The following is a 14,969-nucleotide window of genomic DNA, read 5'->3' as shown; positions in this document are numbered from 1 at the left end:
GCGCCGTGCAGCAGGCCGACGGAGATGAAAAAAGAGCGGCTCTCTGAGCCGCTCTTTGAAACGGTAGAGTGGCGGCTGGCTAGATCAGGCCTGCTTGCGCAAACGGGCCAGAGCCAGACCACCCAGTGCGGTCAGCATCAGAGCTGCGGCAGCCGGGACCGGCACAGCAGCCAGGGTTGACGAGATATTCGCACCCGGAGCCAAGCTGCCGTAGGAAATCACCAGCTCCGAGGTGGTGCCGGAGGCAATATTGGCGCCGAAGTCAGGCGAAACTGCGTTTCCGTCCAGCGTGAAGGTCGCGCCGGTCAGCGAGTTGAACAGGGTGTCGAAGGCCAGCCGCAGGTTTGCGCCTACGTCATTCAGGATATTCAGAGTGATGCTGCCCGGGCCTTCAGATGTGAAAGCGATTGCCCCGAGCGAGCCAGTGCCGTCTGAGAAGGCAAACGTGTCACCGTCGCTAAGAGTACCAGAAAAGGTCAGTGCCGAAGCTGACACGGGAGCAAGTGCAGCGACTGCTGCTGCGGCTGCGTATTTGAGACTTTTAATCACTTTACCATCCTCAAAATTGATAAACCTGCACCGTGATGAGAGGTGCCCGTACCTTTGGCAAATCCCTTCTCATGCTTCAGGAAACCTGCCTTTGCGTGGTTAGGGATACCTGAGTTGGATACGGCTGGCAATAATTCCTTAACCATGACACCCCAATTTTGCAGACAAAGAACATTTTGCAGATGCAAGGGGCAAAAAAACGGGAATTCCGGTCCCGCGTTTAGCGGAAACTACCCGCTGCCGGGAGGGCTGTGCATAAATTGGGCGAATTCAGTGAAAAAGGGGCGAATCACAGATCACTAGGCCCCTAGCGCGGCAGGACAGTAAAGAACCTGAACACATCAGGTATTGCTGGACACCCGCAAGACTTGTGTCCCTGCGTGACACAGCGGAGCCGGGCGTTTCCGGTTGCTCCTTGCCGGAAGCCGTAAAAACTTACTCATCCGGCGTACCTCTTAAGGCTGGCTTGGTCGCAGTGGCAGGCTGCCGGTGATCGCCGTACCGAATATGCTCTCCGCCTTATTCCGGAATGTAACGTGGCAGGGATTGCAGCGCCTGTGCCATCAGCGCTTCAAGACGGCGGGCGGCGGCGTCTTCGGTTTCTCCCTCGTTGATACGGGTGACAAAACGCACCATGGCACCGTCGCTGCGCCCGCGCAGGAGAGTGTCGCGCAGAACAGAGAACTTGGCCGTCACATCATTGGTCATGCGGGTGCCGCGCTGTTCGAACCAGTAATAGACCAGTTGCCGCTGCAGCCCCTTCTCGATAACGGCCCGATTCACGGTGAAGGTGCCGTAGATTGTCCCGGGCATGGTGACGCTGTGCTGTTTCAAGGAAAAGATTTCCCAGCCGCCATTGGGCAGGCAGACTTCCGGCGAGTGAATGCCCTCCCCCTCGGTCTGGCTGTGATACCAAGCAGCGAAGAATTCGACCGGGGCCGCGGTGTCTGGGGTGCTGTAGACCGCAGTGATGTAATCGGTGGCACCCAGAACCTCGGCCACCTCCGGATCAAGGGTGCCGGAATAGCCGGACCACGCGCCGAGGCGGCTGGGAAACAGGGCAAAGCTGTCGCGCGGCGGTACCTGGGGCTCGGGGCGCGGCAACAGCACAAAGGCCGCGGAGACCGTGAAGCTGGCCACGACGGCAGCCGCAAGGGCGCGGTTTGCGGGCAGGCGGAAGATCCGTGCTGCTTGCGGGCCGAGCCCTTGAAAGTCCAGGTCGATGGTTTCGTACAGGGTTTTCGGGGTGCGGTTCAGCCATTGCAGCAGCAGGGCGGTCAGGAACAGCAGCCCGACGCAGGCGCCGAAGATCACCCAGCCCTCGAAAAAATGCAGGAATCCATCGGCCTGCTCGATGCCGTAGGAATTGACCAGCACACCGATCACTCCGATGCGGAAGGCATTCATGAATACTGTTAGCGGCGCGGCAAGCAGAAACAGCAGCACTTTGTGCCAGTAGGGACCACGGTACAGGATTGCCATCAAGTAGGAAAAGCTGAGGATCGGAAACAGGTAGCGCAAGCCCGAACAGGCCTCGGCCACCTGCAGCTTGTAAGGCCCCAGGTCGATGATGTTGCCATCCAAGTAGACCGGTACATCCGCCAGCCGGATGAACCAGACCCCCAGTTCGGAGGAAACACCCTGGAGGAAGATTGTCAGCTTCCAGTACAGGATCTGCGGCAGCGGCAACATGAAGATGAGGTGCAGGACGGGCATCTGGTGGCGGCGCCCTTCCGCCCAGCCAAAGCTCAGGAGGACAAGGCCGCCGACCCAGATGATAAGGGCATAGGACACTACGTCCGGCACCGCAGTGGCATTGCCCAGGATCCCCAGCAGGAGCGCCGCAATGACGATCAGAACGCCGGGACGGCGGTCAGCAGGGGTGCCGGAGGGCAGAGGCGTTTTGTCCCGCAGCTCGCGCAGGAAAAGGTAAAGCGAGATCAGCGGGATCAGAGGCCCGTGGCTGTACTCCGGGGTGAGCCAGATCTCCCCGAGCGACACCGCCGCCATCCAGAACACCGGCAGGCCGGCCAGCACCAGCAGAGCCAGCAGCACCACTCCCGGACGCAGGCGTCCGGCAAGAGCGGCTTGGGGGGCGAAAGAGCGTCCGGCGGGCATGACGGGAGACCTAGCGAATTGGGTTAACAGGCGGCACAGGAAACTGGGGCAGCGGGCCGGAGTCAGGAGTCCCCGGTCCAGGCCCGCTTCAGGGTGAAATACAGCGCTTCGGAGGTGGCGCGGGCGCTGCCGTTCTCATCACGGGAAGTACGGCTGACACCGACGGCCAGGCTCCATTCATCTGTCAGCTGACGGCTGAGGCTGGCACTCACTCCGTATTCCGTAATCTCTTCGCTGCTGTCCAGCGTATCGCGGTCCAGATAGCGCACATCGAAGTTCAGATCGGTCAAGGATGTCAGCGCGATACCATAGCCGAGCTGGCCTGTAGTGCGCAGCAGCACGCTGCCATCGGAGGCATCGCTGACCTCTCGGTTTAACTGGGCCCGTAGCAGGCTGCTGCGCGACAGCTGATGCTGATAGCCGAAGCGGCCGATCACGGAAGTATCACTGCCATCGGCGAAGGAGCCACCAAGATCAAGGGAGACCTGGCCTTGTTCGCCTAGTTTCCGGGTCCCCCCGAAGGTCAGGGCCACCCGGTCGGCCGACTGGTCGGGCCAGGACAGCGACAGCGCACTGCGCAGCTCGCCTGCTGGCCGGGAGAAGACCAGCCCGGCATCGGCGCCCCGGGTGCTGGTGCGGGGGCTGCCGTCCTCGTCACTTTGGCTATAGCGCAGCCGTGATGTCAGCTGCAGCACCGGGGTCAGGTTGAAGCGCCCGGTCAGCGCCGCATTGACGCTGTCTACATCCTGCAGGGTGGAGTCCGCGGAAAGGCCGCTGTAGCGAACCGTGGCGGCCCCTGCGGTCCAGCCCCAGCCGAAAGGCCGGTTTTCGCCGAACTGAGCACCTAGCTGGAACGTGCCGCTGGTGCGCGTGCCGCTGCTGGAGAGGTCATCGAGATCGTCGATCACCCCATCATCATCCACTAGGTCCAGCGCCTGGAGATTGTCCAGTTCAAAGCGCCGCAGCGAGGCATAGGCCGTCAGCCGCGATCCCGGCGCGGTATGCGCATAGCGCAGCTCCGCGCCGCTGTCGTCCAGCTCAGGATCACCGCTGTTGCCGGACAAGGGCAGCCGCAGCGCCGTCTGCAGCCGCAGCGACAGATCATCCCGGCGCGTCCTGCTTTGGATCGTATAGGCTAGAGTGGTGGTCGAGAGAGTTTCTGTTTCGTCTTGCCCGGGATCCAGATCCGGGTTGCGTACGGTTTCCACGTCTTGCAGGAATTCGAAGCGCGTGGATTTCCCACCCGTTTCCTGCCCTCCCGCGGGCAGGGCAGCAAGCCCCGCGCACAGGGTTAGGGTTTTACCTAGATGCTGCATGTCAGAGGGAAATCACTCGAACAGTCGGCGTGCGGGCACGACAATCACGTCACCACCCACAACCTTGCTGGTTCCCACGTTGCTCTGCCCCGCAAGCACCTTGCCGTAGTCGAAGCGGTAGACCGTCTCGCCGGAGCTGGACAGACGCCGCAGCTGGACCCGTTTCACCGCGGCGAAATCCGTCACCCCGCCGGCCAAGGCCAGCGCCTGCAGCAGCGTGGTGTTGCGGCCCACGTCGACATAACCGGGCTTGTTGACCTCGCCGATCACATAGACCTTGCGCGAGACGCTGCCGGTCACCGGCCGCTGCGACAGCAGCGACACCAGGACATTCGGTCGCTTGGCAAAATTGGGAGCCAGAGCCGTGGCCAGGCGGTCGCTAACCTGCGCCCGGGTCTTGCCGCCTACAGAGACAGTGCCGACCAGCGGAACGGAAATGCTTCCATCCGGGCCGACCAGGACTTCACGGTTGATTGTGGCGTCCTCCAGGACTTCCACGCGCAGCGTGTCCCCAGCGCGGATCCTGTACTCCTGAGCCTCCGCCGCGGCGGCCAGGAAAATCCCGCAGGCCAGTGCCGACCAAACCCAGGTGATGAAGGTTTTAGCTTTTTTCGTCGCGTTCATCTTGAATATCTTGCTCCAAATTCGCTGCGCCGCCATACGGAGCGGAATATGCCCCGGATCTACATGCATTATTCACCGTCTATAAGCTGCAAGGCGGCTGAATCCATTTTCCCGTGCCTTGTATGCCACATTGCGGAATAAATCCAGATTTCGATCAGCCGCCCAGCTTGCTGAACAGCTCCTTGGCACGGGCAAATTGCGGAACCGTTTCGTCACCTCCCGCCAGCCCAAATCCGCGGCTCAATTCCGCCTGGGCGTCCGTATCCCGGCCCGCTTGGGCGTAGGCATGCGCCAGATTGAACGCGACGGTGGGATTGCCGGGCAGGCCGCGCGCCGCCGCCTGCAGGTTCAGCACGGCCGCGTCGGTCTCACCGTTCAGGTATTGTACCCAGCCCAGCGTGTCGAGCATGGCAGGAATGGATGTGCCATTCAGCCGCTGGGCGATGGCATATGCGCGTTTGATGTCTTCAGGACTGTCACGGTGGGTCGCCAGCATGCTGGCCAGATTGTTGGCCACGATCAGGCTGTCGGGATCCGCCTCGTAGAGTTCCTCGTAGATCGCGATAGCCTCTTCCGCGTGCTGCTGCTCCTCCAGCTCGACGGCCCGCAGCATCAGCAGCGCAGCGGCATCAGGCTGGCGCTCCAGAGCAGCATCAAGCAGCTCTCGTGCGCCCTCTCCGCGGCCCGCCTCCCGCAAAGCGGTATAGAGGCGCCGCAGCACGATCAGGTTTTCCGGGTGTTCCTCCAAAAGTGCGCTGTAGACATTGATCGCCTCTTCCGGCTGCCCTTCCAGCGCGTAGAGGTTGCCTTCCAGCAGGCGCAAGGCCATGTTGCCGGGGAATTTCTCCTGCATACTGGCAATCTGGTTTCGGGCATCAGTGAGACGCCCGGTCATCATCTGAACGCGCAGGATTTGCAGAGCGGTGATGAGTTCGCCGTCGCCGCCGCTTTCGCTGGCAGTGCTGCGCAGGAAGGCAAACCCTTCCTCAAGCCGGTTCTGATTAAACAGCAGCGCGGCTTGCAGCGACCGGGCCAGCGGGGCGGCATTGGGGTTCTGGCTGTTGGCCAGCCGGTCCAAGATGCCGCGGGCGCCTTCAAAGTCGCCGCGGCGCATCAGCACCTGCCCCAGCAAGCGCGCCACATCCAGATTGCCGTTGGCGCCGAAAGAATCTGTCAGAACCTGATCCGCCGCGGCCAGCTGGCCGCGCGCGATCTGAAAACGGGCATAGATTAGCGCTTCACGCGGAGCCGCGCTGGTGATTCCGACCGCCTGGGCCAGGCGCTGCTCCGCAAGCTCGACATTGCCCAGTTTCTGTTGAGCTTCGGCCAGCAGAATAAGGGTATCGGCATTGCGCGGATCCTGGCCTAGCGCGTGGCGCAGCCCGGTGACCGCTTCTGAAAGCCTGTCTTCGCGGATGTGCCAAGCGGCGCGTGCGCTCAGGGCTGCCACGTTCCCGGGGTCGCTTTCCAGAACTTGCCCGACCAACTCCCGTGCTGCCTCCTGATCGCCGCTGGCCGCTTTCATACGCGACAAGGACATGCGAGCGTCATTGACCAGGTCGGGTGCTTCGGCTTGATCAATAATCCGCGCCGCTTCAGCCATAGCGGCTGCGCTGTCCCCGCCTTGGAACCGGATTAGCGCCTGCTGCAGGGCATACTGCCGGGCGAGATCGGTCCCGGCGTTTGCCGATTTCAGCCGCTCCAGCTCGGCCAGAGCCGCCTCCTCCCCCCTAGTCTGGGCCAGCAGCGACACCACGGCCATGTGTCCCTCGGATGCAGCACCTGCGGCCCCTGCCCGTTCGCGCAGAAACGCTTCCAGCGTTTCGAAGTCATTGCGCGATCGGTACCATTTGATCATGAGGTCAACGATCACCTCATCGTCCGGGAACCGCTCATACATACGGTGCAGCTGCGCGCCGGCTTCCCCGGTCTGCCCTGCACGCTGCAGGATCATCAGCCGGGTCATGTGCAGTGACCTCGCGTCAGGATGCAATGTCAGCAGCCGGTCAAGATAGGGCAGTGCGCGCGCCGGGGCCGGGCTGGTGGCATGCCAGTCCACCAGGAGCCGCAGGGCTGTCGGCAACTCCGGATGTGTCTGCAACAGCGCCTCGGCTTCCTGCGCCGCCTTGCCAGCCTCAACGGCATTTTGGCTCTGCTTGGCCTGGTAATAGGCGATGATAACAGAAAGCGCCTGGCTGGCCGGATCCTTCGGGGCCATTTCAAACGCCGCAGTGCCGTGGCGGCGCACCTCATCCCAATTATCCAAGTCAAGCGCAATCTCAGCCAGCTGGCGGCGTACATCGACCGCATCGGGATATTGCTCGACAAGCCGCAGATACTGTCCATAGGCTTCTTGGACATCACCGCGCTCCAGCACGAGATCGGCATAGAGATGACGGGCTTCGCGGTGCCGCGTGTTGTTATCAAAGACATTACGCAGCTCGACGAGCGCGCGCTCAGTGTCCCCCTCTTCCAGCAGCACCAGCGCCGACTGGTAATGGTCTTCAGCGCGCTCCTCGCGGCTTTTGCAGCCTGCCAGTGCTCCAGTGATAAGGATGACAATAAGGAAATTTTTAAATCTGAACATCAGTATAACCCGGGAATAAGCAGAGCCGCATCACGGCGCTTAGCATGAAAGAAAAAGGAATTCACCGGGAAACCGCCTCGAAGCGGCCGGAATTCACGGGTCGCAACGACACCTGAAATCCGTATCGGAAAATGCAACTCGGTCCCCATGCTGCTGCAGAAAAACGAGCTGCTCTCTTTCTCATATGCCCGGGCGATTGCCAGCACTCAGGATTGCAGTTACAGAACACCAGGACACGTAGTGCCAGTAAGCCGTGCCCGTGGCAGTCGCGCTGCCTGTTAGTTTGGATGTGCCATGAACTTTAATTTCAATTTTTATCTTGAGCATTTCGGCTTGCACAGGCGGCCCTTCACCCTGGTCCCCGATCCCGGCTTCATGTTCTGGTCGCGCGCGCACAGGAAAGCCCGGGCGGTTCTGGAATACGGGCTGATCTCGCGGTCTCCGATCACCTTGGTGACTGGCGAGGTGGGATCGGGAAAAACCACGCTGCTGCGCGATTTGCTGCAAAGTGTTGGTGAAGAGCTGCTGATCGGCCTGATCTCAAACTCCGCAGCGTCCAGCCGCTTGGATCTGCTGCGCCTGATCCTGAACGCGCTGGACCAGGAGATCTGCGAAGAGGAGTCCTATGCCACCCTCAACCGCAGGCTCGAGGACCTGCTGGTGGAGGAATACGGCAAAGGCCGGCGGGTCGTGCTGATCTTTGATGAGGCGCAGAACCTGGGCCGGGACTCGCTTGAGCATCTGCGCATGCTAACAAACATCAATTTCGCAGATCATGAGCTGGTGCAGCTGGTCCTGGTCGGCCAGCCCGAATTGCGCGACATCATCATGCGCTCGGACATGACCCAGCTGGCGCAGCGCATCTCGGCCAGCGTCTTCCTGCCCCGGCTGACAGACGCTGACGTTGAAACCTATGTCAGCCACCGGCTGAACGTCGCCGGAGCGCAGCAGGCGGTTTTTCTGCCAGAAACGTTTCCCATGATCCGCCAAGCAACGGGCGGAATACCTCGGCTAATCAACCAGCTGTGCGATTTTGCGCTTCTGTATGCCTTCGAAGCGGGCGCGCATACCGTCGACGAGGCAGCTGTCCAAGAGGTCTTGGATGACAATCTTTTCTTCTGCGCCGGGCGCGGGCATCCGCTGCGGCTGGTCCAGGACGATGCCGAACAGCCTGCCCGGCTGGACAGCGACGAAATGAAGTAGGACTGGGCTGAAATGGAATTTGAGTATTATTGGCGGATTTTCCGCAAGCACTTGCCTTATATCGTTATCCTGACAGCCCTTGGAACGGTGGCCGGCCTGGTCATTGCGCTTGCGCTGCCGCCGGTCTACCGGTCGCAGGCGACGCTGATCGTGGAGTCGGAACAGATTCCCGGCGACCTGGCGGCCAGCACCGTGCGCACCGGGGAAATCGAGGCGCTGCAGATCATCCGGCAGCGTATCCTCAGCCGTGACATTCTGCTGGAGCTGGCCAATGACTTGAACCTCTACGCTGGCCAGGAGGATCTGATCGCCGATGACAAAGTCGAGGACCTGCGCGCGCGGATCGAGATCGTCACCCCTCGCGGCCAGGTGCGCCGCGGCGAAAGCGCGGCGACTATCGTCACCGTCGGCTTCGAGGCGGAGAGCGCGGCGCTGAGCGCGCAGACCGCCAATGAGGTGGTCACCCTGATCTTGCAGGAAAACGTGCGGATGCGGACCAACGTGGCCCGCCAGACCCTGGAATTCTTCACCCAGGAGGTGGATCGGCTGGAGCAGAGCCTCAGCCGCGTCAGCAGCCAAATCCTGAATTTCCAGGAGAACAACCTTGATGCTCTGCCCGACAGCATGGAGTTCCGCCGGGGCCAGCAGGCGGCCCTGCAAGAGCGCCTCACCCAGCTGGAGCGTGAAAAGAGCGCCCTGCAGGAGCGGCGCGCCCAGCTCTCCACCCTGTTTGAGACCACCGGCCAGACCAGTCTGACGGACCGCGGCAGGCCCGGCCGCGCGCAGGCCCGGCCGGAAGAGCAGCAGCTCGCGGAACTGCGCAGCGAATACGCGCGCCTCTCCGCGACCCTGTCCGCAAACCACCCCCGCATGATCCTGCTGGCCTCCCAGATTGACGCCGCGGCGGCGGCCGCCGCCGCGCTGCCGCCTGCCGCCGCCGGGGACAACGGCCAGAGTCTCGAGTTGTCGCTTTACGATATCCAGGTTGCCGATATCGACGCACAGATCAGCTACATCGAGGACCAGCACGCCGCTAGCGAGGCCCGCATGCAGGAGATTGCCCGCACCATCGAGGCAACCCCCGGCAATGCGGTCACCCTGGCCTCAATGGAACGCGACTACGCCAACCTGCAGGAACAGTATAATCTGGCCGTCGCCAACAAAGCGCGCGCTGAAACCGGCAGCATGATCGAGTCGCTGTCGCGGGGGCAGCGCATCACTGTGGTCGAGCAGGCAGTGCCGCCGGAAGCGCCGCTCAGCCCGAACCGACCCGTCATCGCCTTGGGCGGCCTCTTCACCGGGCTGCTGCTCGGAGCGGGCCTCCTGGTGCTGCGCGAACTGCTGAACCGCGCGGTGCGCAGGCCCCAGGACCTGGAGAAGGGGCTGCAGATCGCCACCTTTGCGACGATCCCCTACATGACGACTCGGGCCGAACAGCTGCGCCGCCGCAGCGTCATCCTAGGGGCTGCCGCCGCCCTGGCAGCCGGTGCCCCTCTGATCCTGTGGTACGTGGACCGGCAGGTAGCCCCCCTTCAGCCGGTTGTCGAGCGTGTCCTCGACAAGGCAGGCCTTGGTCATTTTCTCTGAGTACGGAGTAAAACAGGAATGGAACGTCTTCAGGCCGCAATCACCAAGGCCCGGCAGAAACAGGCAGGCGCCCAGCCGGAGGCGGCAGCCCGCCACCGGGACATGCGGCCCGCCGCCCAGACCGCCCCGGCTGCAGCGCCCGCGCTGTGGCAGGCGCTGCCCGAAGTAAACCCCGATCCCCGCCTGCTCGCCCGCAACCGCATCGTCGCAATGGAGGCCTCCCCCGAGGCCACGCCCTTCGACATGCTGCGCACCCGGGCGCTGCGGCTGATGCAAGAACATGGCTGGCACCGTCTTGCCATAACCTCTCCGACCCCGGGATGCGGCAAGAGTACGGTGGCGTTGAACCTGGCCTTCTCGATGGCCCGCCAGCCGGGTACACGCGCCATCTCGATCGAGGCCGATATGCGCCGGCCAAGCCACGACCGGCTGCTGGGAATGTCCCGTCAAGACCGGCGCAGTGCCTCACTGGCCGAGGTAGTGAGCGCCGGTGCGGCCTTTGAAGAGGCGGCGGTCCGGTGCGGCAGCGGTTTGGCCTTCCTGACAAATGACACCCCCGTGCGGAACGCCTCCGACATCCTCCTGGGCGGTGCTGTGGGAGAGGTCCTGGCGGGGGTCGAGTCCGACTATCAGCCGCATGCGATGATTTTCGACATGCCTCCGGTTCTGGTCAATGACGATACGATGGCCTTCATGCAGCACGTGGATTGCGTTCTGATCGTCGCCGCAGCCGAACACAGCACGGTCGAGGACATCGACCGCTGCGAAAGAGAACTGGCCTCGCAGACCAATGTCCTGGGGGTGGTTCTAAACAAATGCCACTTCACCCCATCCGAATACGGCGGATACGGGTACTGAACTACAGCAGATGATGGCACGGGCCTCCCCGCTGCCATCGTTTGCACCCTAGCGGCTGCGGCCCCTCCGCAGCGCCCAAGGGCGCAGCAGCAGAACCAACCCCAGTAACATCCCCCAGAGCGCTGCCGGCACCGGGACCGGCGATGCAGTCACCGGATCGCTGGTCGTGGAGGAGGGAGTGGTGAGTGACGGAAAGAAAGGTGTCCCCGGGGTGGGTGTGCGCCCGCCGGGAGGAGACGTGTCAAGGCTGCCGCCGGCCGGTGTTCCGCCGCCTGCCAGGCTGCTTGCGCCAAGCCCGCTGGGTAGAGCCAGCACTCGCGGGCCTCCTTGAAGACCCGGATCAAAAAAGTTGGTCACGCCAGCAAGCCGAGCAAGCTCTTGCGCCTGCAAGGAACCGACAGAGAAGCACGCTTGGGCCAGCGGGGCGCAGGCCCCGTAAATATCGCTGCTCTCCGTAATCTCCAGAACGGACAGAGGCTGGGCAGCGGCATCAATATAAACCTCGCCCAAAACCTGCGGCGTAAATACCCGTTTCGCAGTGCCGTTTTTTGGCGTCAACAGAACCAGCTGCACGCTCCCCTTGCCTGTCAGCCCATAGGCTGCAATCTCCCCAGCGTCATTGACCGCTTCAGCGCGGATCAGGCTGACGCCATCAGGCAGTTTCTCGGACAAGCGGTTATTCAGATCGATGGCGTTATTCCCATCTGCCGGCCAGAGCATCGCCCGGGACCTGTTCGCCAGCCCGTCCGTGAGCTTGGCACCCACCACATCGCCTGCGCCATTGACGCCAAGCGCCTCCGTAGGGGAACCCTCAGGTGTGGCTAGAAGGCGTGCCGCGGCGCCCTCACGCCAAACAAAGCCCTGGCTGATGCCCGCAAGATTGGCCTGCCCTATGACATGGCCGCGCGGCGAAACCGCTTTGGCGGATTCCGGCGCCGCGCCTTCAATGGCGGGCAGCAGCTGCAGCGCTGCACCCGGGGTCCAGATGAACACGCCGGCAGTCTTGTCCTTGTCCAGAGCCCGGCCGACAACCGCGCCTGTCGCGCCGAGGTTCTGTGCTTCGGTGAGGACCATGCCTTCGGGCAGCTGCACCAGCGCGTTGAGATCCAGCAAACCGTCTCCGCTCCAGACAAAAGCTCGATGCTCCACCCCGTCCTGCTGCCAGCCTATTGGCAGGTTTCCCGTTTCATCGGTTTCCGGGACGCTGCTTTTCGCGCTGGGAGGGCCTTTGAGCACAATGAGGCCCTGTTCCGGGTTCCATGCAAATCCCGCGTTTTGCTGTTCCGCAGTCAGGATGCCTGCCGGAGACCCGGCGGGCGCGGCCGGCACTTGCTCCGCAGCGGGGGCGCCGAGATCTCGGAAATTGGTCGCGCGCGACCACACATATGGCTGCTGTCGCGACAATGCCGCGATTTGATCGCGCGATATCTCGCCCGGAGTCAGTGCTTCAGTTTGTGTCGCAGACCACCCAGCAGAGGCGCACAGCACCGCGAAACAAACCCCTCCTGCGCGAATGAGGAACTTAGGTTTCCGACCTGTACTGCCAATACCCGACATGTGCTTCTCTTTATGGCTTAACTAAATTCACTGAACTGACATTTAGCGATGCTTTGCAGCGCGTCATAGAGAAATGACAAAGGACTGCTCAATTATTGCCTGTGAATGTCGTACATTTCACTCAGACGTGCAAGGTCGCCGTGATCTTCGAAGACCACCTGCGGCCAGCAAAGGGAATTCCGGCTCCTATCCCAGCAGCCGCTGCAGATAAGCGCCGTAGGCGTTCTTGGCATATTTCCCGGCCTGCGCCTGCAGCTCGGCGGCGGTGATCCAGCCGCGCCCGTAGGCGACCTCCTCCGGGCAGCCGGCCTGCAGCCCCTGGCGCTCCTGCAGGGTGCGCACGAAATTGCCCGCATCCAGGAGCGAGCCATGGGTGCCGGTATCAAGCCAGGCATAGCCCCGCCCCATGGTCTCCACCCGCAAGGCGCCCTCGTTCAGGTAGCTTTGCAAGAGATCGGTGATCTCCAGCTCGCCGCGGGGGGAGGGCTGCACCCGGCGGGCCCGCTCAGGCGCCGATCCATCCAGGAAATACAGCCCCGTCACCGCATAGTTCGAGGGCGGAACGGGGGGCTTTTCGATGATCTCGCGCGCGGTGCCATCCGCGCCGAAGGCCACCACGCCATAGCGCTCCGGATCCGCCACGTGATAGCCGAAGACGGTGCCGCCCGCCGCCTGGCGGTCCGCCGCCGCCATGAGCTCCGGCAGGCCGTGGCCGAAAAAGATGTTGTCGCCCAGCACCAGCGCCGACGGCGCCCCCGCCAGAAAGTCCTCGGCCAGGATAAACGCCTGCGCCAGCCCGTCGGGCGAGGGCTGCACCACATAGGTGAGTTCAATCCCCCACTGGCTGCCATCGCCCAGCAGCCGCTGGAACTGCGCCTGGTCCTGCGGCGTGGTGATCACGCAGATCTCGCGGATGCCTGCCAGCATCAGCACCGACAGCGGGTAGTAGATCATCGGTTTGTCATAAAGCGGCAAGAGCTGTTTGGAGACGGCCATGGTGATCGGGTAGAGCCTGGTGCCGGAGCCGCCCGCCAGGATGATGCCCTTGCGGCCGGAGACTGTCCTCATGCCGGGTTTGCCCTCTGTCATGCCAATTCTCCCAAATCCTTTAAAATCTCATCCAGACCCGACCGCCAATCCGGCTGCGGGATACCAAAAACAGTCTCTAACGCGGAGCAATCGAGGCGTGAATTCAAGGGCCGCGCCGCCGGCGCGGGGTAATCCGCGGTGGGGATGTCCTCAACGTCGCAGGCAATCCCGGCCCGGGCAAAGATCTCGCGCGCAAAGCCTGCCCAGCTGGTCTGGGGCCGGCCTGCAAAATGATAGGTGCCGGACTTGCCCGGGTCCTCAATCAGCTGCCGTGCCATAGCGATGCAGGCCGCCGCAATGTCCCGCGCAGGCGCCGGGGCGCCGATCTGGTCCGCCACGATGGTCAGCCGCTCCCGTTCCTTGCCCAAGCGCAGCATGGTTTTCACAAAATTGCTGCCATGCGCCGAGACCACCCAGGAGGTGCGCAGGATCGCGTGAGTTCCGCCCGCCGCGCGCACCGCTTCCTCGCCCGCCAGTTTGGAGCGTCCATAGGCATTGAGCGGCGCGGGGGTATCGCCGGGCTGCCAGGGGGCCTCGCCGCTGCCGTCAAAAACGTAGTCGGTGGAGACGGTGACAAAGGGAATGCCCATCTCCGCACAGGCTGCCGCCATCGCGCCGGGGGCGGCCCCGTTGATCACATTGGCCAGCGCCTCCTCGCTCTCCGCCTTGTCGACGGCGGTATAGGCAGCGGCATTGATCACGGCTTGCGGCTGCGCCTGCCGGATGGCCGCGGCGCAGGCCGCCGGATGGCTCAGATCCGCCTGATCGCGGCCCAGGCAGGCGGCGCCGTCATAGGCTGCCAGCTCCTGCCCCAGCTGGCCGGTCTTGCCGAAAACCAGGATGGTCATACGCATCTCCCCTTACACCACAGATACAAGGCTAGCGCCCAGACGCTCAGCTCCAGCGAAAAGGTCCAGTGCAGCAGGAAGGACAGCACCCAATGCGCTTGGGCGGCAGGCACTGCAACCAACGTATAGAGGCGGTCGTCGAACGGTGCCCCCCACAGAATACCGCCGCCGATGGCGTCCAGAACCATGTGCAGGAAAAGGGCTGCAAAGAATATCAGCGCCGGGACCAGCAGAGACCTGGCAAAGACGGCCAGGCCCGGCAGTGCCAGCGCTGCAATTGCGGCCCAGAAGGCCGGCACATGCACCCAGTAGCGGTGATGATGAATGCTGCCCTGATCCACGAAATGGAACCACAGCATGTCAAAATCCGGCAGCACCGCGCCAATGAGCGCGGCGGGCATCAACAACCGGTGCTTCTCAGGCGCCAGCCGTGCCAGCACATAGCCGGAGGGCAGATGCGCGGTCAGCATGGGGGAGTACTATCCGGAAAAAATACCGCCCGGCCGTTAGGCCGGGCAGCCCCCGTCCCGCCCCTGTCATGCCGGAGGCGTGCTTTCAGCTCGGGGCGGGGGCTTCTCCCCCACCCGCGGCCGGGGGCTGCCCTCCGTGGCATTTCCGCTCTCACTTCCCCGT

General features: G+C 63.0%; 12 protein-coding genes. 3 read left to right on the top strand and 9 right to left on the bottom strand.

All coding sequences use genetic code 11. The annotated features are described in order from the left end of the window. Positions 1-84: 84 nt before the first annotated feature. The 5 genes from AC5STI_RS20245 to AC5STI_RS20225 form a co-directional block, all read right to left on the bottom strand. Entirely contained in the window at positions 85-549 is a 465-nt protein-coding gene (locus AC5STI_RS20245) for a hypothetical protein (protein ID WP_495448061.1), read from the bottom strand. A 519-nt stretch (positions 550-1,068) separates the two neighbouring features. Continuing rightward, the gene (xrtD, locus tag AC5STI_RS20240; protein ID WP_495448060.1) at positions 1,069-2,604 is read right to left on the bottom strand and encodes a VPLPA-CTERM-specific exosortase XrtD; all 1,536 of its coding nucleotides are present in this window, start codon (positions 2,602-2,604) and stop codon (positions 1,069-1,071) included. Between the two features lie 125 nt (positions 2,605-2,729). After that, complete coding sequence (locus AC5STI_RS20235; RefSeq protein WP_495448059.1) at positions 2,730-3,875, bottom strand: TonB-dependent receptor; 1,146 nt, start codon at positions 3,873-3,875, stop codon at positions 2,730-2,732. A 120-nt stretch (positions 3,876-3,995) separates the two neighbouring features. Further along, positions 3,996-4,607: a polysaccharide biosynthesis/export family protein gene (locus tag AC5STI_RS20230; RefSeq protein WP_495448058.1), complete on the bottom strand. Its 612-nt coding sequence runs from the start codon at positions 4,605-4,607 to the stop codon at positions 3,996-3,998. A 154-nt stretch (positions 4,608-4,761) separates the two neighbouring features. Continuing rightward, positions 4,762-7,194 (bottom strand): tetratricopeptide repeat protein, encoded by a 2,433-nt coding sequence (locus AC5STI_RS20225; protein WP_495448057.1) that lies wholly within the window; start codon positions 7,192-7,194, stop codon positions 4,762-4,764. Positions 7,195-7,488: 294 nt separating this feature from the next. Here AC5STI_RS20225 and AC5STI_RS20220 point away from each other — a divergent pair, with 294 nt between their 5' ends. Genes AC5STI_RS20220 through AC5STI_RS20210 form a run of 3 tightly spaced genes read left to right on the top strand, consistent with a single transcriptional unit; the run spans position 7,489 to position 10,842 of the window. After that, positions 7,489-8,397, top strand: a complete 909-nt coding sequence (locus AC5STI_RS20220) for an ExeA family protein (RefSeq protein ID WP_495448056.1) — start codon at positions 7,489-7,491, stop codon at positions 8,395-8,397. Positions 8,398-8,409: 12 nt separating this feature from the next. Continuing rightward, the gene (locus tag AC5STI_RS20215; protein WP_495448055.1) at positions 8,410-9,984 is read left to right on the top strand and encodes a GumC family protein; all 1,575 of its coding nucleotides are present in this window, start codon (positions 8,410-8,412) and stop codon (positions 9,982-9,984) included. Between the two features lie 18 nt (positions 9,985-10,002). Then, positions 10,003-10,842 (top strand): CpsD/CapB family tyrosine-protein kinase, encoded by an 840-nt coding sequence (locus AC5STI_RS20210; protein WP_495448054.1) that lies wholly within the window; start codon positions 10,003-10,005, stop codon positions 10,840-10,842. A gap of 48 nt (positions 10,843-10,890) precedes the next feature. Here AC5STI_RS20210 and AC5STI_RS20205 read toward each other — a convergent pair whose 3' ends face one another. The 4 genes from AC5STI_RS20205 to AC5STI_RS20190 all read right to left on the bottom strand — a co-directional run bounded on the left by AC5STI_RS20205 (position 10,891) and on the right by AC5STI_RS20190 (position 14,806). Beyond that, on the bottom strand, positions 10,891-12,399 hold the full coding sequence (locus tag AC5STI_RS20205; RefSeq protein WP_495448053.1) for a hypothetical protein: 1,509 nt from the start codon (positions 12,397-12,399) through the stop codon (positions 10,891-10,893). Positions 12,400-12,585: 186 nt separating this feature from the next. Continuing rightward, positions 12,586-13,488, bottom strand: coding sequence for a glucose-1-phosphate thymidylyltransferase RfbA (rfbA, locus tag AC5STI_RS20200; RefSeq protein WP_495448052.1), 903 nt, complete (start codon positions 13,486-13,488; stop codon positions 12,586-12,588). After that, entirely contained in the window at positions 13,485-14,336 is an 852-nt protein-coding gene (gene rfbD, locus AC5STI_RS20195; protein ID WP_495448051.1) for a dTDP-4-dehydrorhamnose reductase, read from the bottom strand. The genes rfbA and rfbD overlap by 4 nt, the downstream gene beginning before the upstream one ends. After that, positions 14,333-14,806, bottom strand: a complete 474-nt coding sequence (locus AC5STI_RS20190; protein WP_495448017.1) for a metal-dependent hydrolase — start codon at positions 14,804-14,806, stop codon at positions 14,333-14,335. The genes rfbD and AC5STI_RS20190 overlap by 4 nt, the downstream gene beginning before the upstream one ends. Positions 14,807-14,969: the final 163 nt, after the last annotated feature.

This window comes from Leisingera sp. CC-HEC096, from assembly GCF_059429235.1.
The sequence above is the reverse complement of the archived record's forward strand: the minus strand, read 5'-3'. Positions and strand labels throughout refer to the sequence as shown.